The organism is Mucilaginibacter aquariorum, assembly GCF_024498135.1.
GTDB lineage: Bacteria > Bacteroidota > Bacteroidia > Sphingobacteriales > Sphingobacteriaceae > Mucilaginibacter > Mucilaginibacter aquariorum.
The window spans coordinates 88,440-105,675 of sequence record NZ_JANHOH010000005.1 but is presented as its reverse complement, the minus strand read 5'-3'; the positions used below and the strand labels follow the sequence as shown (position 1 = coordinate 105,675).

The window sequence follows — 17,236 nt, the reverse complement described above, 5'->3', positions numbered from 1 at the left end:
ATGAAAAAATCGATACTCTGCCTGTGCTTACTCCTGTTAGTTTTTGGCTGTAAAAAAGATAGTGTAAAACCACCGGTAATACCTCCGGTTGTAGTTACCGAGCCAGACGTTGACTTTAAAATAGAGGCGAAGAACAATACAGGAAAGGTAACTTCTGATGTAGCACTTATCCTCGATGGCACCAATTTAAAGGGTTATACCCCAACTACAGCTACCAACCATAGCTTTGTATTAACCTTTAAATTAAAGGATAATGCATCAGTTGTAAAAGTTAAAGATGTAATACAAGTTAGTGGTGTTACCGCAAATGATTTTAGCAAACCAATTACTTATAATATAACCGATAGTAAGGGCGCAAGTAAAGACTACATAGTAAGCATCTACAACTTTACCGGCATCCCTATATTTAATATTACAACATCGGGCCCGGTAGTATCAAAAGAGGATTATGTTACCGGCAGCATAAATATAAACACAAATGGCCTTTACGAACAGGAAACCAATGATATCGCCTTACAAATAAAAGGCCGTGGAAACTCAACCTGGGGCCTCCATCCCAAAAAACCTTATAGGTTAAAATTCAATTCAAAAGCTAAAGTTCTGGGATTAGCTTCGGCGAAGAACTGGGTGCTGCTGGCCAACTACTCAGATAAAACCTTAATGCGAAATTATATTGCTGACGGTATTGCGCAAAGCCTCAATGGCGATTTTACACCACACGGCATATTTGTAGAGGTAGTAATGAATGGCGAATACCTGGGCACTTACATGCTTACCGAACAGGTTGAGGTAAACGCAAATCGCGTTAATATTACCGAATTAAAACCCGGCGATAATAATGCGGCACAACTTACAGGCGGATATTTATTAGAGCTTGACCAGCGCCAGGAAGATCCGTACCGGTTTATAACAGCCGGCAAGCTGCCGTTTACCATAAAATCGCCGGAGGAACCAAGTACAGCTCAAATGGATTATATTACAGGTTACATACAGGATACCGAGAATGCCATTTTCGCGGCAAACTTTGCCGACCCTGCTAATGGTTATGCTAAGTATATTAATTCAGACTCGTTTATTAATTGGTTTTTGGTGAATGAGTTATTTAAAAACCAGGATGCCGCCAACTTTAGTAGTATGTTTTACTATAAAGACCGCGGTGGCAAACTGGGCATGGGGCCGGCCTGGGACTTTGACCTGGCCGCTGGTAATGTTAATTATAGCGATGCCGTAAACCCAACAGGCTGGTGGGTAAAAGACGGACCGTGGTTTAGTCGCCTGTTTCAGGACCCGGCTTTTGCTGCCAAGGTCAAAACCCGCTGGCAGTATCTTAAAGCAAACGGCATACCTGCCATGTATAAAAATATTGACGATACGCAGGCTTACCTAACCCTGCCTGCTAAACAGAATTTTACTAAATGGAGTATTCTTGATACTATGGTATGGCCAAACCCCAGAGCTTATGGCAGTTACCCTAACGAGGTAACACAGCTTAAAACCTGGCTTGCCCAACGGGTGGCGTGGTTAGACAGTAATTTGTAACTTTGCCGTATGAATCTTAAAATTTACGTGGTAATATTTGTTGGTGTGCTTATTATCCTGTTCGCGATATTTAGCCTGTTTGCTGTGGGTGCAGAAAATGAGCAATGGGGTAGCGTTTTAATAGGCGCTGTTGTTGGTTGCATACTCGCTATTGGTTTCCGCGCGATGAAAAAGAAAAGGCTGGCCAACAAAAAAGTTTAATAAATATTACGCCCGGCACCGCCATCAACCTGTATGGTTTGCCCGCTAATGTATGCAGCCTGCTCTGATGCCAGGAAAGTTACCAGCGCTGCCAGTTCTTCGGGTCTACCAATGCGCCCCAGTGGTATGCTTTTAGCCTTTTCCTTCATGGCTTCGTCTGTGTCAACATCTTTTGGCAGGGTGTGTTTAATTCTATCGGTAAGTATAAGGCCCGGTGCCACATTATTTACCGTGATGTTATAGGGGCCAAACTCATCGGCCATTAACTTTGCCATCCCTACTACGCCCATCCGCATAGCGGTAGATAGTACAGAATTAGCCAGCACCGATTTTACCGATCCGCTTATAATATTAATAATACGCCCACTACCCGTTTTCTGCAGATGTGGCAACACCAGTCTGCTGGTACGCGCCATGCTCAATAAGTTCAGATCAAAAGCCTTTTGCCATTGCTCGTCATCAAAATTTTCAAACTTATCAAAGGGTGGGCCGCCCGCGTTATTCAGTAAAATATCTACCCGGCCAAAGGCAGCGACAGCCTTATCTATAAATGCTGTAACCTGTGCCGCGTTGGATACATCAACCGGTATAGCTACAACATCATTACCTGTTAACTGCTTAATTTCGGCAGCGGTTTTGTTCAATGCCTCTTCATCGCGCGAGCCAATAATAACTTTCGCGCCTTCGGCAGATAATGCCACTGCGATAGCTTTGCCTAAGCCCTTGCTTGCTGCCAACACAATGGCCACCTTGTTAGTCAATTTCAGATCCATCTTAGTATAACGCTAATTTTTAATGCTTGTTGATTATATACTGTAAAGCATGTGTTACCCGTTGCTAACATAAATAAAATATCTTTGTACTAAGCTAAACAAGCTTTAGCTGCTCATTTATAATATAAACTTAAGCATGAAAAATCAGGTTGCCCGCACTTATTTATTATTGGGTATAGCTCTTATACTATTTGCATCGGCAGCACTGTTTGTACCCCCGGGTACGTATCAGGATATCTGTAATGGTGCATCGGCTGGTTTTGCGCTGGCGGGTTGTATCAGTTTTATAATGCTATTGATAGCGAACTTTAAAAAACGTTAAGCGTAATGAAAAAATTTATCCTGAGTGTTGGTTATGCGTTAAAGGGCCTTGGGTATGCCTTTACTACACAACTAAACTTTAGGATCCAGGTTTCTATCGCGCTGATAGCGATTGCGATGGGATGTTATTTTAACATAAGCACCAGCGAATGGCATTGGATAACTCTTTGCATTGCCATTGTATTGATGATGGAACTTTTTAACACAGGGATAGAAGCACTTGTAGATCTGGTATCGCCGGGCTACAATAAACTGGCAGGGCATGTAAAAGATATAAGCGCGGCAGCCGTACTAATAGTAGCCATATTTACATTGGTAACAGGTTTAATTATTTTCTTACCAAAAATTTTACTGTTATTCCATGCTGCATAAAACCCGTGGCATAGTATTTAAAACCACCGATTACAGCGAAAGCAGTGTTGTGGTACAGATTTTCACCGAGAAGTTTGGTTTGCAATCGTACATTATAAATGGGGCAAGAAAACCGAAAGCCAAAATAAGCCGTAACATGCTGCAGCCACTGCATTTGGTTGATATGGTTGTTTATCATAAAAGTAATGGGAATGTGCAGCGCATAACCGAGCTTAAGAACTCGCCCACACTGCAAACCATCCCTTATGATGTAATAAAAAGCTGCATTGCCATGTTCCTGAACGAGGTGCTGTACAAAGCCGTTAAGCAACAAACGCCTGATGAAGCCATATTTGATTTTATTTTTAATGCGATTGAGCTGCTTGACCATAAAACCCGTGGATTGGCAAACTTTCACTTGTTATTTTTAGTTCAGCTGACGCGATACCTGGGCTTTTACCCCCATGGGGGATTGATGGCAGAAGCTAATTTTTTTGATATGAAAGATGGCGTATTCAGTAATTACAAGCCTGATAGCCTCTCGTACCTGTCTCCTCCGCATACTAAGAACTTTTATACCCTGCTGCAAAGCAATTTCGGCAATATTGACGACGTTAAACTAAGCAACGATGAACGCCGCTACCTCATCAACAAACTGCTGGAATACTATGCTATGCATATTGAGGGTTTCGGTAACATCCGTTCGCACGAGGTGCTGGAAGAGGTTTTGGGGTAGGTTTAATACGCTCGTTTGGATAATATCAAACAATGCTCCCATACCAAAACATTACTATTGTTAACACAAGCCAGCCTTTGCAACTAAAACAATTTTTATATTTTAGCAACATGCCCGTTATCTATCAAAAAACACTAAAAACCAACATATTAGTAATTACATCTCTAATTTTCCTTACAGCTTGCGGCCCCAAAAAAAAGGAAAAATCTAAAATATCTTTTAAAAGCATAGAAGGCATCACCTTTTTAGAAGTGTCGCGCCTGCAAAAAAATGGACTATCGTACAACGAATATGGTTTCCATTTATCGCCAGATTGGAAGCTGCGTTTTGTATCTGACGATTCGGCTGCTTTGTATAGTCCGGTTAAAAAGCAGTATTTAAACTTTCCGCTTGCCCTGGGTACCGATTCGGTTTTTAATACCGCCCACGCTTTCTTAAAAGTGAAACACATGAGCAAGGATAGTCTGGTGTTTGAATTGCTGGAAGCCTCAGGTGACTCCATCAACCTGAATAAATCGCGCGTAACCATGCGCCTGTTTTCTGAAGATTACATCAAGAACAAATTACGTACAGATATTGCCACGCTGCAACGCCCAAGTCGTAAGGACAGTATTTATGTTAAAGGACTGGTAGATAAAGCCAATGCCGATATTAAAAAAGCGTTTGCAGCATCGCAACCAGTACAGCTGATAAGCAAAAGCCCGCAGGTTACTGTTGTAAAAAAGGTAACTAAACCCAGTTACATTGATAACAACTTTAGTACGGATGATGACTACCTTAACCCTAAATATTATATCACTATCAATAAAGCGTACAAGGACTTTGACTACATTTTTTCAGTTACTGTGGATAATAAAGGCGTAATGCATTATAACAAGCCACTGATAGGTTTTATGGGCGACCCCGATTTTGAGAAGCATTACATAAAAATGAGTACCGCTATAATGGAAAGTTACCTAAAACTTTATCTTACCACTATACCGGGGCAAACCTTAGGTATGCCGCATGCAAGTACTATATCTTTGAACGTTAAGGGTTTTGTGGCAGCCAAAAAATAAGTATACAAACCGTATTCAGATAGCCTGGGTTATTTATCTCTTTTAAACATGCGGGTAATAAAATTACCCTCTTCGCCTTTTTTCTCTTTTGGCGGGCCTATTAAAAAGGCATAATCTTTTAGCGGTTCGCAATGGTCGCAAACTATTTTAAACATGCCCAGCAAGGGCACGGCCAGTATCATACCCGGTATTCCCCAAACGGCCTCGCCTATTACAATAATAAGAATAGTAAACAGCGGGTTAATGTTGAGCCTATCGCCTACTACGAGTGGCTCCAGTACATAGGTTTGAATAAGCTGCACCAAACTATAGGTGATCAGTACACCTATCACCACTGTAATATCGCTGCTTTGCGCCAGGGCCATTAAAACGGTTATAGATGTCCCTGTAATGTTACCGGCAAAAGGTACCAGTTCCAATATGCCACACAACACCGCGAAGAACAAGGCATTGTTAACGCCAGCTATTGTAAAACCAATGCCATACATTATCCAAAGCATTACTATCATTAGGCCCAGCCCGCCCAGGTAGTTTTGGGTTACTTTGCCGGCATTATCCAAAACAGCTTCGGTTTCCTTACGGTTATCGGGCTTAAATAATTGCAGTATAAATTTTTTAAAGTGCGCCCTGTAAAAAATGAACAGGAAAGTATAAACCAAAACCAATATCGTATCAATCAAAATACCGGCCAATGAACCTATTAGCGTAGTAACCATACCCGCGGCCTTGCCCATACTGGTACCTTGCTGTTCTTTAATTATCTTTTGCTGCTCGCTATGTGATATGCCAAAATGTTGTTTTACATAATCTTTAAGGCCGGCAATTATATTATTTACCCGCTCTTCGATCTTTCCGAGATCATTTACCAGATCGCTTAATTGATACTGCAGCATAGTAACAAGCCCACCTATTACAATTAGTAAAACCACTACACTTAAAATAGAGGCAAAGCCATTACTCATGCCCTTGCTTTGCAGCCAATGGCATATTGGCAAAAGCAGCATGGATAATACAACGCCGAAAGTAAGTGGTATTAACACAGCCGAGGCTATATAAAGAATGCCAAAAACCAGTACAAAAAGCAGCAGGATACGAAGGGTTTGGTTAAGATAGGCTGTGTTCATTTAAATATCTGCTTTTTAAACCACAGAGGGGCACGGAGAGAAAAACACAAAGAGCACGGAGTTAATTTTAGCGGTATTAAACATTAACAGATATTTATAACGCTTAAAGCTCAGTGCTCTTTATGATTATCTTTATGATTTCTGTGGTAAAACTCTTATTCTGTTAGCCTAATATACGTTTCTTAATATAATCTATGGCAGAATCGGGCAATTCGTTACCGCCGGTTTGTACAACAGAGCCATCATCCTGAATAGTCAGCTCGGCTTCAATGTTATCTTCTATATGTACAATAAGCTTGTTTTGCTCTTTCTCTACCCGGCAGGATACTTCGCGGCCCGAGTAATGCATCTGAAACTCGTATTTGCCGTCTTTTTCGGCGGGGGTGGTATCTTTCTCTTCTATCATGGTTTAGTTTCTTTTTAGGTATAACACCAAAGAACGCACCAATGTTTTATAAACAAAAAAGAGAAAACTTGTGGTTTTCTCTTTTTATGTTTTTACTGACCTCATTATATTATAAAGAACAATTGGTTGGGTAGGATATATAACAATTAGTCAAATATAATATCTATATACTTAGTAGACAATATAAAAATGATATTTTTTTACTAACAACATTTATATAATTTGGCCAAATGTTAATAATTTCTACTTTTTCGACAAATATTTTGCCTTTAGTTGCTTAGCAAGGCGTAATCCACGCTGTAAAAAGCTGCCTTTCCTGTTCTTTAAGAAGTATTTTATGGCATGGTAAGCCTGTTCATTCTCTTTTAATACATCAGGATAAGATTTAATGGGTTGCTGCGCTACCTGTACGCCGTACATATGTTCGATATTGGAGTGCACGCCGGTACCATCATGCCCAATATTATGGATAAGCGAATGACTGGGATTAAGCGTAAGCCCATTTTTTAGAAAGACCGAGGCATACCAGCGTATGGCCCATGAGTTGTTTTTACGGGCTTTAAATTCCTGCATCTGCTTCCAGAAATTCATGGTGCCATCTATCGAGAAGCGTTGTATCTTTTCGGCGTCAAACTGCGCCATAAGCTTATCAATATCCGGTTCAAAGTTTTTCCAGGCGCGTGCCCAGGTTGCCCATCCCCAACTGGTGGCCGATCGGAAGAAGAATGTTTCGGGCAGGGTTTTATCCGGCAGATCAAACATATAGGCGCCAATATGCATTACCCGCTCCTCATCGGCATAACGCGTTAAAGCATCGTTAAAATATTGCAATGTATAGGGCGACGATACCAGGTCATCTTCAAATACAATTACATTGCCGTATTCGTTAACCAACCGCGTAACCCCGCTGATGATAGAATTGGCCAGGCCCATGTTTTGCTCGCGCTCAATAACTTCTACCGATTTAAAGCCTGATACCCCAGCGGCTATCTTCCTCACCTCATCAACACTTGCTTTATCTGCATCTGCTTTTGCCCCATCAGAGAAAATGAACAGGTGCGATTCGGCCGCCAGCAAATTTTTTTGCAAATAGCTAATGGTTTGGCTCGTATGCTCGGGCCGGTTATAAACAAAAAGCGCTATGGGTGCAGTAGACAATTTTGAATTATTGAATTAGTGAATTAGTGATTTATCTATCGTAGTGATAGGTTTGCAAATTTAGAATATATCTGCCTGTTTATCTGTTTTGGTGCAAAGTACCGTGTAGGCATTGGCCAGTTTCTCGTTAAACTTATCGCTTAACTTAACCAGTACGTTCTTTACAGCATATTCTGCCGCAATTTTTATTTCGGCAATAAAGCTTTTTGATTTTTTCTGATTAATAAAAGTGTTGAAGCGGGTAACCTCGGGCTCTATAATGGAAGTAAGATCTTTCTTTATTTCGAACCCTTCTGTCTGCAATAAATACCTTAAGGATGTTGGGGTATAAACATTGATATGGCCATAAGCCAGGAAATGCTTTATACGCTTATCAACGCCGGGCTTATAGTCAATGGGTACTTCTATCACAAAATTCTTGCTCACGCGCTTAATTTCGCGCAGTAGCAGGCGCTCGTGCTCTACATGTTCTAACACGTGCGACAAGATAATTAAATCGAAACTATCGTCCTCAAACGGCAGCTTATAACCATCAAACTCCTGTACCGATATTAGGTTCCTGATATCGCGCGATTTGATGTGCGCCACGCCGCTATCAGATATTTCAACAGCGTAATATTCGGGAGCGAAATTTTGGTCAGATAATAACTTTAATATACTACCATCGCCGGCCCCAACTTCAAGCACTTTTTTAAATGATTGCCCTTTGCAAACATCAATAATATGCTGCGCCTTATATTTGGCACCCAACATACGCCAGGCCTCGTCATGAGTCTTATAAAATTCGTTGTACGCGTTTTTTACGTTGCCGCTTATAATTTCTTTTGCCATATTAAATATCCAGGCAATTATCCGGTTTATAAAATACAGATGTTGATTTACGGTAGAAAAGCCCCGGCGATATACCGCTAAGCAATAAATGCTTAAAGCCTTTGCTCAGCAAAAAATCTACCCCCTCTTTATACACTTCACGTTCAGAATCATCCAGCACCACAACTCCATTAGGCGTTAAAGCTTCAACTGCCTGCTTACAGCAGTTAACCCTATCACGACCATCAACAATAATGATGTCAAATCTTTCATCCAATTTAACAGGCATACGGCAGTAATCACCATCGCGCTGCAGTTCGCAATATATCAGTTCAGAGTTATCGGGTTTATCTGTAGATTTTTCAATTTTATCAAACCATTGCTTATCATGCTCAACAGATACCACCACACCTGCATACTTGGCATAAAAGTAGGTGGAGTTGCCAGATCCAAACTCAAATACAGTATGTTCTTTGGTAAGCCTGGTTTTTATAAAGTCAATAAAAGAGTAGGTAACCCATGGTATCGGGCTGCCATTTTGATCTACGGGTGATCTGGTATCAAATGCCTTGAACCAGCCTATATCTTCCAGATACCCCTTTTTATTAAACGATAGCAATGCCCGCAAATGCGATGGGTTGGTTAGTACTTTTATGAGTGATGTAAATGTGCTCAACGCTTTATGATTTTTTGAAACAGTGAAATTAAAAATAATGATTTAAACATCATTAACCCCTGGTGCCTTGTCTTTGGTATCAATACTATAAAAAATGTAGCTACCGCATAAGCTATCAAGGTGGCGTATGCCGCACCAATAATACCGTATTTAGGTATAAAAAATATATTCAATACTATATTTACTATGGCGCCTACACCTGTACGCAGCATAGATAATTTAAAATAACCTTCGGCAATTAAATACTGCCCACTGGCACTTCCTAAAAATACGAATACCCCTGCCCAAACATGTACAGCCAATACCGGGGCGGCAGGCCAGTATGGTTTGGTATATAAAATATGATAGATAAAATTGGCCCCAAGGCTCATTATCAAAGCAATGCACACACTCAGTACTACCATTAGGTCATACATATTCTGCAATCGCTTATAATAACGCTCAATATCTGTTTTTCGGGCGTGCATTATGGCTGGAAACACAGATGTTACAATAGCCACAGGGATAAAATACCAGTTCTCGCTTAAGCTGGCCGCTGTCATATAAATACCCAGTTCGCTGGCTTTAACATACATGGGTATCATTACCTGGTCAATCTTCATATATATTGTAACCAATATTGCCGAGAAAGCAAGCGGCCACGAGTGTTTAAGCAGGTAACCTGTAATGCGCCCATCATACGTCCAGTTACGGATACGATTATCATTCTTTATGTAGAGAATAATGTATCCAGCTGCGAGTATAATAGCATCAAACAATAAGGAATAAACAAACCAGATAAGCGGCAGCTTTAAAATAATGAACACCAGCTTTACCAGGGCAGATATGACGTTGCCGGATACCTGCACATACATAATGCTTTTGCCCTGCACCTTCGACTGGAAAAAACTATCTATAATATTCACTGATTGCACCACTGAAGTAAATGCAACTATCAACACATAGCTAAAAGGGGTTTCCAGAGGTTTAGCTAACGAGAGCAGCATATAAGCCACAAAAACAATTGGGAGTGTTGTAAAACCTGCCATTAACCGCAACCAAAAAGCGGTTCCCAACAAAGTGTCTTTTCGTTCGGGATGGGTAAGCAGTTCGCGGGTAATAAACCCATCCAGCCCTAAAGCCGCTATAGCCATAGTAAAGGTAACTATTGCCATTGGATAGTTCAGTATCCCAAATTGTTCTGTACTAAGGTATCGAGATAGCAGAACACTATTAATCACAAATTTGACCACCATACTACCAACCCGGGCAATTAAAAGCCAACCCGTATTTTTAAAATACTTTTCTAAAGCCTGCTGATCAAATCCGGGGATGCTGGGTATGCGCATAGTTGTTTTGCAAATGTATCAAAAAAGAGAAAGCCCCGATAATAATCAGGGCTTTGCTAAATATTTAATATCAGGCTATGTGTTACTGATTGTGCAGCACGTTATCTTTATCCAGCCACCATGCTTTACCATCGGGCGTTACAGATATATTTGTACCGCCGGTAATATGTAAGTTATTCCAGTTGAAGGTGCCATCCCATTTATAAATATCAGGGTTACTGATGCCATCATTTTTACCTGTTATAAATACGCTGCCATCGGCGCCAATACCAATGTCTGATGCTAATATATTATCAAATGCAGACCAAAGGTAATTGCCGCCAAATACATAAATAAGGCCCGATTTATTCACCACCCATGGTGTACCATCTGGTGAAACAGCTATACGGATAGCGGCGCAATCCAACATATCTTCCCAGGCTGTACCTGTCCACCTCATAATATTATTGCCACCGGTTGGCGAAGTTTCAATCGTACCAATAGCAAACACAGCACCATTAGCGCCAATTGCAATATCAAACCCTTTACCGGGCATTTCATCCCAGCCGGAACCATTGTATTTTAATATTTTGTGAGCCTTAGTTACTACCCACGGCACGCCGGTCGGCGAAACAGCTACACGTACTGCACCACAATCCGGTAGTTTTGTAAGCGTGTTATCCACTAATTTTGAAATGCTGTAACCGCTGCTTGCAGATGTGCTATCGGTACCTATAATAAATACAGAACCATCTGCGCCAATACCAATATCTTTTCCTTCTATTACCATTGGCATAACTTTAACCAGGCAGATAGCAGTTATATTGTACTGTTTGCTTTTGGCCGTCATGGTGGTTTGGCCTTCCTTTAAAGCGACGATGATACCTTTATCGTTTATTGATGCAACGGTACTATCAGATGATGTCCAGATGATCTGCGAGGCATCATATCTCCTTGCCAATAGTTGTTTACCGCTGCCCACCTGCAGTTCCAGGTCGGTATAATTAAGTGTCATTGATTCCGGCTCCACCTCTACGTTTTTTACGCACGATGTGGCGGCAAGCATTACAAAAGAAACTAAGAGCAGTAAAATTCTTTTCATTGATTTAGGTTAATTGGTTAAATATAGTAATTATTGAACGGGTATTACCCATACAAAAAAGAGCCCCCTGTAATTAAACCGAGGGCCCCTTTTAATATTAGAAAGCTAATTGAAATTACTGGCTTTGGAATTTCTTAGCGTTAATCCTTCTTTCGTTTTCGTTAAGGAATATTTTACGCATACGGATACTTTGTGGTGTAACCTCAATGTATTCGTCGGCTTGTATGTACTCCATTGATTCTTCTAACGAGAATTTAATAGCAGGTGCAATACGCACGTTGGTATCGCTACCAGATGCACGCATGTTTGTTAACTGCTTACCTTTAGTTAAGTTAATAACCAAATCGTTATCGCGGATGTGCTCGCCTAAAACCTGTCCTTCGTAAACATCAGTTCCCGGATCAATGTGGAAACGACCACGATCCTGTAACTTATCAATTGCAAAAGCAGTGGTTTTACCGGTATCCATAGATACCAATACACCATTTAAACGGCCCGGGATTTGACCTTTCCATGGCTCGTATGCTTTAAAGCGGTGTGCCATAATAGCCTCGCCACCTGTTGCAGTTAATACGTTGTTACGTAAACCGATGATACCACGTGCAGGGATATCAAATTCTAAGTGTTGTAAATCGCCTTTAGGCTCCATTACTAACAGGTCGCCTTTGCGCTGTGTTACCAACTCAATTACTTTACCTGCAACTTCGCCCGGTACATCAACTATTAAAGTTTCAACCGGCTCACATTTAACACCATCAATTTCTTTAACAATAACCTGTGGCTGGCCTACCTGTAACTCGTATCCTTCGCGACGCATGGTCTCGATCAATACTGATAAATGGAGGATACCACGGCCGTATACTAAGTATGAATCTGGTGATTCGGTTTCAACAACCTTAAGCGCCAGGTTTTTTTCCATTTCTTTGTACAAACGGTCACGCAGGTGGCGTGATGTTACAAACTTGCCTTCTTTACCAAAAAACGGTGAAGTATTAATGGTGAAAAGCATGTTCATGGTAGGCTCGTCAATATGGATAACTTCCAATTGCTCTGGTTTTTCGAAATCGGCAATAGTATCACCAATATCAAAACCCTCGATACCTACAACCGCGCAAATATCACCGGCGCTTACAGATGTAGCTTTAACTTTGCCTAAACCTTCAAAAGTATAAAGTTCTTTTATACGTGATTTTTGAATAGTGCCATCGCGTTTTACCAACGATACCGGCATGTTTTCTTTGATAGTACCACGAGCCACACGGCCAATAGCAATACGGCCAACAAATGAAGAATAATCTAACGATGTGATCTGCATTTGTAAAGTACCTTCGTTAATAGGTGCCGGTGGAATGTTAGCTAAAATAGCATCCATCAACGGAAAAATATCTTCCGTTGGTTTTTTATAGTCGGTGCTCATCCAACCTTGTTTTGACGAACCGTAGATAACCGGGAAATCCAGTTGCTCTTCAGTAGCTTCAAGGTTAAAGAACAATTCAAAAATTTGTTCGTAAACTTCTTCCGGGCGGCAGTTTTCTTTATCTACCTTGTTTACAACCACAATTGGCTTTAAGCCTAAAGCCAAAGCTTTTTGGGTTACAAAGCGGGTTTGAGGCATAGCACCTTCAAACGCGTCACAAAGTAATAAAACGCCGTCAGCCATTTTCAATACGCGCTCTACCTCACCACCAAAATCGGCGTGACCAGGGGTATCAATAATGTTGATCTTAACATCTTTATACATTACCGAAACGTTTTTTGAAACGATGGTAATACCACGTTCACGTTCCAGGTCATTGTTATCCAGTATCAACTCACCAGTTTCCTGTCCTTCACGGAAGATAGCGCAACTGTGTAAAATTTTATCAACCAAAGTGGTTTTACCGTGGTCAACGTGTGCGATAATCGCAATATTTCTTATTTTTTGCATGCAATGCGGCCTTATAAATTTGGCGCAAAGATACGCTTAATATATGGCATTTAAAAGGGGAACCCGTATTTTACAATTAATTGATTATTACCTAATTGTTTGGTAATGTGGCAGGTGCTTAAATAAGCTGTCCTAACCGAGTATTGCTACGTATTGCCATTTTAAAGAAATGCCCCTGGCGCATCAATGCAAGCTAACCACACGCGTTATCTGCCATTTATCATTTTTTAACCGCCATATCACAATAAATTTATCGGGCTTTGATGGCGTTTCGCTTTCAGCATGGTTAATGAACTGGTGAAGGCCAATTTCCACCGCTCCGAATCCGGCTATGGGGTAAACTTCTACACTTCCCTTAACCAATACCCTGGTCACCTTACCGCAAATGTTCTTTTTAATGGCATCCAGTAGGGCTTGCTTTGAGGTCATCAGGCCACCCTTATCATGGTAAAACTCAATGCTATCGGCATAAATAGCCGCTTGCTTATCCATGTCGCAGGTGTTATAAGCGTTAAAATACACGCTATCCATATGCAGAATGGTGTTATACAACTCCACAGACTGCGGTTTGTAGGTATAAGCCTCCTTGTTTTGGGCTGATACCGTAGCCGAAACAACTATGATAACAAGTAGAGCAAAAAATGCTGATGAGATATACTTTTTCATGATCCTTATTTTAAGTACAAATTACAACACCAGTTCTGTGCCACATTACAACTGCCTAACAATCAATGTTTTGAAAAATATTCAAAACAATCATGTTCGTTAACGATACAAACTGTGTTCGCTTTCAGCACTAAGGATAGCATAATAATACTCTTACTTCCCAAACGCCCAGTTCAAAAACTTAGGCATAGCTTTACCCCATGTTTCGGTATCGTGGCTGCCGCCCAATACTTCCAGGTATTGGATATCGGCAGGGCGCTGGTAACCTTTGGCAAGCAGTTCTTTTATAACGTCGATAGTATCGTCAATAGAATCGATAATACCGTTTTTGTTACGGTCGGCGGTTTCATCTTTGGTACCGGTTTGCAGCCAAAACTTTAATTCGGGTTTGCCTATGGTATTCTTTATAACATTGTGCATTATGCGGTCGTCATTGGTATAACCCCTGGCCAGATCCTTACTCCTCCACCAAAAAGAGGCCGAGAAAGCGCCTACCTTATCAAACAACTCCGGATTGTTCCATGCAATATCCATTGCGGTTAAACCACCAAGTGAAAATCCCGCGAATGCGGTAGTTGCAAAATGTTCTATGCCGGTATGTTCAGTAATAAACGGCAATAGTTCAGTTTTAATAAACTGCGTGTAAAGGTCGGCTTTAGCGCCACGCTTTTTAAAATCGGGCTTACCGGCTACGCCGTATTCCTGTATGCGTTCTTCGCCTGCGTGTATAGCAACAACCAGTAGCGATTTCAGGCAATTACGTTCGTATAAATCCTCAAGGGTATCAACCAGTTTCAGGTTTTCCAGTTCCTGGCCGTCATTAAGCAATAGTAAATTAAAGGGCTCTGCTACTGCACCATCTTCGGGCATAAGCAAAGTGCAGACAACCTCACGTTCAAGTACCTTTGATGTAATAGTAAGTTCCTGTTCGGCTATCTTCATTTCTGTATCTGTACTGTAGTACATTGTAATAGTATTAATAAATAAAGCCGCAAAAATACCTTTATAGTTTTAGAAATTGCCTAAAACATAATTATTTGGCACGCTGTTGACATTTACATGCAAACCAGCTATCTTACCATCTTAAACACAACGTTTTGACTGAACAATATCACCGCTGGCACTCCCCTAACCTAAACCTTGATCTTGAAATGCTGGTGTTTGGCGACAGGGGGTTTCCTGTAATACTTTTCCCTACTACCAAAGGCCGCTATCACCAGAATAAAGATTTTGGGCTGATAGATAGCGTAAAATGGTTTGTGGATGAAGGCCTGGTGAAAATTTATTGTCCGGATACTATTGATGACCGTAGCTGGTATGATAAAGGCATTCAGCCTGCCGACCGTGCCCGCAATTATGCCTGGTATGATAAAATGCTGGTAGAAGAGCTTACCCCCTGGGCTATGCACGAAACCGGTGTGGGCAAAGTGGCCGTTGCAGGCTGCAGCTTTGGCGGTTACCATGCGGCAAACTTCGCGTTTAAACACCCTGAATTGGTGGCTCACCTGTTTACTATGGGCGGCGCTTTTGATATTCAAATGTTTACTGATGGGTTTTATAACGATGATATATTTTACAACAACCCGGTAGATTTTTTGCCCGGCAGTAACAAGCCCGAACTTTGGCAGATGAACATTATACTGGGTACATCAGAACATGATATGTGTAAGGACTATAATATTCGCATGTCAAACATTTTGAAGGAAAGGAACATTAACCATTGGCTGGATATCCGCCCTTTTGCTAACCACGACTGGCCTATCTGGAAGGAGATGTTCCCGCATTATTTAAGCACGATAAAATAGAATCAAGAAGTCAAGAGTCAGGAATCAAGACAAAAAAAAATAAACCCAACTACGCTATAAAACATACCATGAAAAAAATAGGCATCTTATTCGGGCAGGAAAACTCATTCCCGCAGGCATTTGTAGATAGGATCAACGAAAAGGCCGAAAAAAACATCTCTGCCGAGTTTGTACGCATTGACAAAATGATGCAGGGCCAGCCACTGGGCTACTCGGTAATTGTCGACCGCATCTCGCAGGATGTGCCCTTTTATCGCGCATCGTTAAAAAACGCGGCTATTACGGGCACAGCGGTTATCAATAACCCTTTTTGGTGGAGTGCCGACGAGAAATTTTTTAACAACGCATTAGCGGTTAAGCTGGGTGTACCGGTACCAAAAACGGCGCTGTTACCATCAAAAGATCACCCTGCAAGCACAACCGACCGATCATTCCGTAACCTCGCTTTCCCTTTAGATTGGGATGCGATATTTGATTACGTGGGTTTCCCCGCATATATGAAACCGTTTGATGGTGGCGGCTGGCGCGATGTTTACAAAATAAGCAACAAAGAAGACCTTTGGGAGAAATTCGCGGAAACCAAACAATTGGTAATGTTGCTGCAGGAAGAAATTATTTTTGACGATTACTTCCGTTGTTATTGCATCGGTGGCAAGCACGTGCGCATTATGCAGTACGAGCCACGCAACCCCCATCATTTGCGTTACGAGCATGGCAAAGCACCTGCATCTAAAAAAATGCTGGATACCATTACCAAATATGTGTTGCAACTGAACCAGTACCTGGGCTATGATTTTAACACCGTAGAGTTTGCTGTACGCGATGGTATACCTTATGCAATTGATTTTTGCAACCCCGCCCCGGATGCCGAAGTAACAAGCGTTGGCCAGGATAATTTTGAGTGGGTGGTAGAAACCGCTGCAAGTTATGCCATTGAGCGTGCCAAAGCACAAAAAGATAACAAAGACAACCTTACCTGGGGCGAATTTGTAAAAGCCGGCGCAGCAGGCAAGCCACTTATCGCCACAGCAGTAAAAGCTACTAAAGCAGATGTAAGTGCCGGCAAGGCTGACCATTCCATAACAGAAGAAGCAAAGCCTAAAAAGAAAGCGGCTACACCTAAAAAGGTGGCGAAGAATTAAAAACCAATTGTCATTTCGAACGACAGAGAGAAATCTTGTTCAAATATGTAAGTAACCGACTTTGCATTTCGAACAAGATTTCTCCTCGTACCTCGTTCGAAATGACATTTTACTTAAGGACCAATAACCCCTAA

At 41.4% G+C, this 17,236-nt stretch carries 19 protein-coding genes; 8 read left to right on the top strand and 11 right to left on the bottom strand.

The features are described from left to right. The gene (locus NPE20_RS18245) at positions 1 to 1,539 is read left to right on the top strand and encodes a CotH kinase family protein (protein WP_256540131.1); all 1,539 of its coding nucleotides are present in this window, start codon (positions 1 to 3) and stop codon (positions 1,537 to 1,539) included. A 9-nt stretch (positions 1,540 to 1,548) separates the two neighbouring features. Then, positions 1,549 to 1,740: a hypothetical protein gene (locus NPE20_RS18240; RefSeq protein WP_256540130.1), complete on the top strand. Its 192-nt coding sequence runs from the start codon at positions 1,549 to 1,551 to the stop codon at positions 1,738 to 1,740. Here the strand turns inward: NPE20_RS18240 and NPE20_RS18235 are convergent. Further along, a complete protein-coding gene (locus NPE20_RS18235) occupies positions 1,737 to 2,513 on the bottom strand; it encodes an SDR family oxidoreductase (RefSeq protein WP_256540129.1) in 777 nt (258 codons plus the stop codon). The two genes, NPE20_RS18240 and NPE20_RS18235, sit on opposite strands and share 4 nt — an antisense overlap. A 136-nt stretch (positions 2,514 to 2,649) precedes the next feature. Between NPE20_RS18235 and NPE20_RS18230 the strand changes: the two genes are divergently transcribed. The 4 genes from NPE20_RS18230 to NPE20_RS18215 all read left to right on the top strand — a co-directional run bounded on the left by NPE20_RS18230 (position 2,650) and on the right by NPE20_RS18215 (position 4,979). After that, positions 2,650 to 2,835, top strand: coding sequence for a hypothetical protein (locus tag NPE20_RS18230; protein ID WP_256540128.1), 186 nt, complete (start codon positions 2,650 to 2,652; stop codon positions 2,833 to 2,835). Positions 2,836 to 2,840: 5 nt separating this feature from the next. Then, positions 2,841 to 3,206 carry a diacylglycerol kinase family protein gene (locus tag NPE20_RS18225; RefSeq protein ID WP_256540127.1) on the top strand — a complete coding sequence of 122 codons (366 nt, stop codon included), beginning with the start codon at positions 2,841 to 2,843 and terminating at the stop codon, positions 3,204 to 3,206. After that, positions 3,196 to 3,921: a DNA repair protein RecO gene (recO, locus tag NPE20_RS18220; protein WP_256540126.1), complete on the top strand. Its 726-nt coding sequence runs from the start codon at positions 3,196 to 3,198 to the stop codon at positions 3,919 to 3,921. Before NPE20_RS18225 ends, recO begins: the two co-directional genes overlap by 11 nt. A 110-nt stretch (positions 3,922 to 4,031) precedes the next feature. Next, complete coding sequence (locus NPE20_RS18215; protein WP_256540125.1) at positions 4,032 to 4,979, top strand: hypothetical protein; 948 nt, start codon at positions 4,032 to 4,034, stop codon at positions 4,977 to 4,979. Positions 4,980 to 5,008: 29 nt separating this feature from the next. Here NPE20_RS18215 and NPE20_RS18210 read toward each other — a convergent pair whose 3' ends face one another. The 10 genes from NPE20_RS18210 to NPE20_RS18165 all read right to left on the bottom strand — a co-directional run bounded on the left by NPE20_RS18210 (position 5,009) and on the right by NPE20_RS18165 (position 15,121). Further along, positions 5,009 to 6,103: an AI-2E family transporter gene (locus tag NPE20_RS18210; protein ID WP_256540124.1), complete on the bottom strand. Its 1,095-nt coding sequence runs from the start codon at positions 6,101 to 6,103 to the stop codon at positions 5,009 to 5,011. 163 nt (positions 6,104 to 6,266) lie between these two features. Further along, positions 6,267 to 6,509: a hypothetical protein gene (locus tag NPE20_RS18205; RefSeq protein WP_256540123.1), complete on the bottom strand. Its 243-nt coding sequence runs from the start codon at positions 6,507 to 6,509 to the stop codon at positions 6,267 to 6,269. Positions 6,510 to 6,752: 243 nt separating this feature from the next. After that, positions 6,753 to 7,667 carry a glycosyltransferase gene (locus tag NPE20_RS18200; RefSeq protein WP_256540122.1) on the bottom strand — a complete coding sequence of 305 codons (915 nt, stop codon included), beginning with the start codon at positions 7,665 to 7,667 and terminating at the stop codon, positions 6,753 to 6,755. Positions 7,668 to 7,727: 60 nt separating this feature from the next. After that, positions 7,728 to 8,498, bottom strand: a complete 771-nt coding sequence (locus NPE20_RS18195; RefSeq protein ID WP_256540121.1) for a class I SAM-dependent methyltransferase — start codon at positions 8,496 to 8,498, stop codon at positions 7,728 to 7,730. 1 nt (position 8,499) lies between these two features. Further along, on the bottom strand, positions 8,500 to 9,153 hold the full coding sequence (locus tag NPE20_RS18190; protein WP_256540120.1) for an O-methyltransferase: 654 nt from the start codon (positions 9,151 to 9,153) through the stop codon (positions 8,500 to 8,502). Next, positions 9,150 to 10,481 carry a flippase gene (locus tag NPE20_RS18185; RefSeq protein ID WP_256540119.1) on the bottom strand — a complete coding sequence of 444 codons (1,332 nt, stop codon included), beginning with the start codon at positions 10,479 to 10,481 and terminating at the stop codon, positions 9,150 to 9,152. Before NPE20_RS18185 ends, NPE20_RS18190 begins: the two co-directional genes overlap by 4 nt. Before the next feature lie 82 nt (positions 10,482 to 10,563). Continuing rightward, a complete protein-coding gene (locus NPE20_RS18180; protein ID WP_256540118.1) occupies positions 10,564 to 11,562 on the bottom strand; it encodes a tectonin domain-containing protein in 999 nt (332 codons plus the stop codon). 115 nt (positions 11,563 to 11,677) lie between these two features. Continuing rightward, positions 11,678 to 13,489, bottom strand: a complete 1,812-nt coding sequence (typA, locus tag NPE20_RS18175; protein ID WP_256540117.1) for a translational GTPase TypA — start codon at positions 13,487 to 13,489, stop codon at positions 11,678 to 11,680. A 183-nt stretch (positions 13,490 to 13,672) separates the two neighbouring features. Continuing rightward, complete coding sequence (locus tag NPE20_RS18170; RefSeq protein ID WP_256540116.1) at positions 13,673 to 14,155, bottom strand: nuclear transport factor 2 family protein; 483 nt, start codon at positions 14,153 to 14,155, stop codon at positions 13,673 to 13,675. A 153-nt stretch (positions 14,156 to 14,308) separates the two neighbouring features. Then, positions 14,309 to 15,121 (bottom strand): alpha/beta hydrolase, encoded by an 813-nt coding sequence (locus tag NPE20_RS18165; RefSeq protein ID WP_256540115.1) that lies wholly within the window; start codon positions 15,119 to 15,121, stop codon positions 14,309 to 14,311. 131 nt (positions 15,122 to 15,252) lie between these two features. Here NPE20_RS18165 and NPE20_RS18160 point away from each other — a divergent pair, with 131 nt between their 5' ends. Both NPE20_RS18160 and NPE20_RS18155 read left to right on the top strand, forming a co-directional pair. Further along, positions 15,253 to 15,960, top strand: coding sequence for an alpha/beta fold hydrolase (locus tag NPE20_RS18160; protein ID WP_256540114.1), 708 nt, complete (start codon positions 15,253 to 15,255; stop codon positions 15,958 to 15,960). Between the two features lie 68 nt (positions 15,961 to 16,028). Further along, on the top strand, positions 16,029 to 17,102 hold the full coding sequence (locus NPE20_RS18155; RefSeq protein WP_256540113.1) for an ATP-grasp domain-containing protein: 1,074 nt from the start codon (positions 16,029 to 16,031) through the stop codon (positions 17,100 to 17,102). Positions 17,103 to 17,236 lie beyond the last annotated feature (134 nt).

Coding starts and splice junctions, on each gene's coding strand:
- NPE20_RS18245 (WP_256540131.1), top strand. CDS start 1: ATGAAAAAATCGATACTCTGCCTGTGCTTACTCCTGTTAGTTTTTGGC.
- NPE20_RS18240 (WP_256540130.1), top strand. CDS start 1,549: ATGAATCTTAAAATTTACGTGGTAATATTTGTTGGTGTGCTTATTATC.
- NPE20_RS18235 (WP_256540129.1), bottom strand. CDS start 2,513: ATGGATCTGAAATTGACTAACAAGGTGGCCATTGTGTTGGCAGCAAGC.
- NPE20_RS18230 (WP_256540128.1), top strand. CDS start 2,650: ATGAAAAATCAGGTTGCCCGCACTTATTTATTATTGGGTATAGCTCTT.
- NPE20_RS18225 (WP_256540127.1), top strand. CDS start 2,841: ATGAAAAAATTTATCCTGAGTGTTGGTTATGCGTTAAAGGGCCTTGGG.
- recO (WP_256540126.1), top strand. CDS start 3,196: ATGCTGCATAAAACCCGTGGCATAGTATTTAAAACCACCGATTACAGC.
- NPE20_RS18215 (WP_256540125.1), top strand. CDS start 4,032: ATGCCCGTTATCTATCAAAAAACACTAAAAACCAACATATTAGTAATT.
- NPE20_RS18210 (WP_256540124.1), bottom strand. CDS start 6,103: ATGAACACAGCCTATCTTAACCAAACCCTTCGTATCCTGCTGCTTTTT.
- NPE20_RS18205 (WP_256540123.1), bottom strand. CDS start 6,509: ATGATAGAAGAGAAAGATACCACCCCCGCCGAAAAAGACGGCAAATAC.
- NPE20_RS18195 (WP_256540121.1), bottom strand. CDS start 8,498: ATGGCAAAAGAAATTATAAGCGGCAACGTAAAAAACGCGTACAACGAA.
- NPE20_RS18185 (WP_256540119.1), bottom strand. CDS start 10,481: ATGCGCATACCCAGCATCCCCGGATTTGATCAGCAGGCTTTAGAAAAG.
- NPE20_RS18180 (WP_256540118.1), bottom strand. CDS start 11,562: ATGAAAAGAATTTTACTGCTCTTAGTTTCTTTTGTAATGCTTGCCGCC.
- typA (WP_256540117.1), bottom strand. CDS start 13,489: ATGCAAAAAATAAGAAATATTGCGATTATCGCACACGTTGACCACGGT.
- NPE20_RS18170 (WP_256540116.1), bottom strand. CDS start 14,155: ATGAAAAAGTATATCTCATCAGCATTTTTTGCTCTACTTGTTATCATA.
- NPE20_RS18165 (WP_256540115.1), bottom strand. CDS start 15,121: ATGTACTACAGTACAGATACAGAAATGAAGATAGCCGAACAGGAACTT.
- NPE20_RS18155 (WP_256540113.1), top strand. CDS start 16,029: ATGAAAAAAATAGGCATCTTATTCGGGCAGGAAAACTCATTCCCGCAG.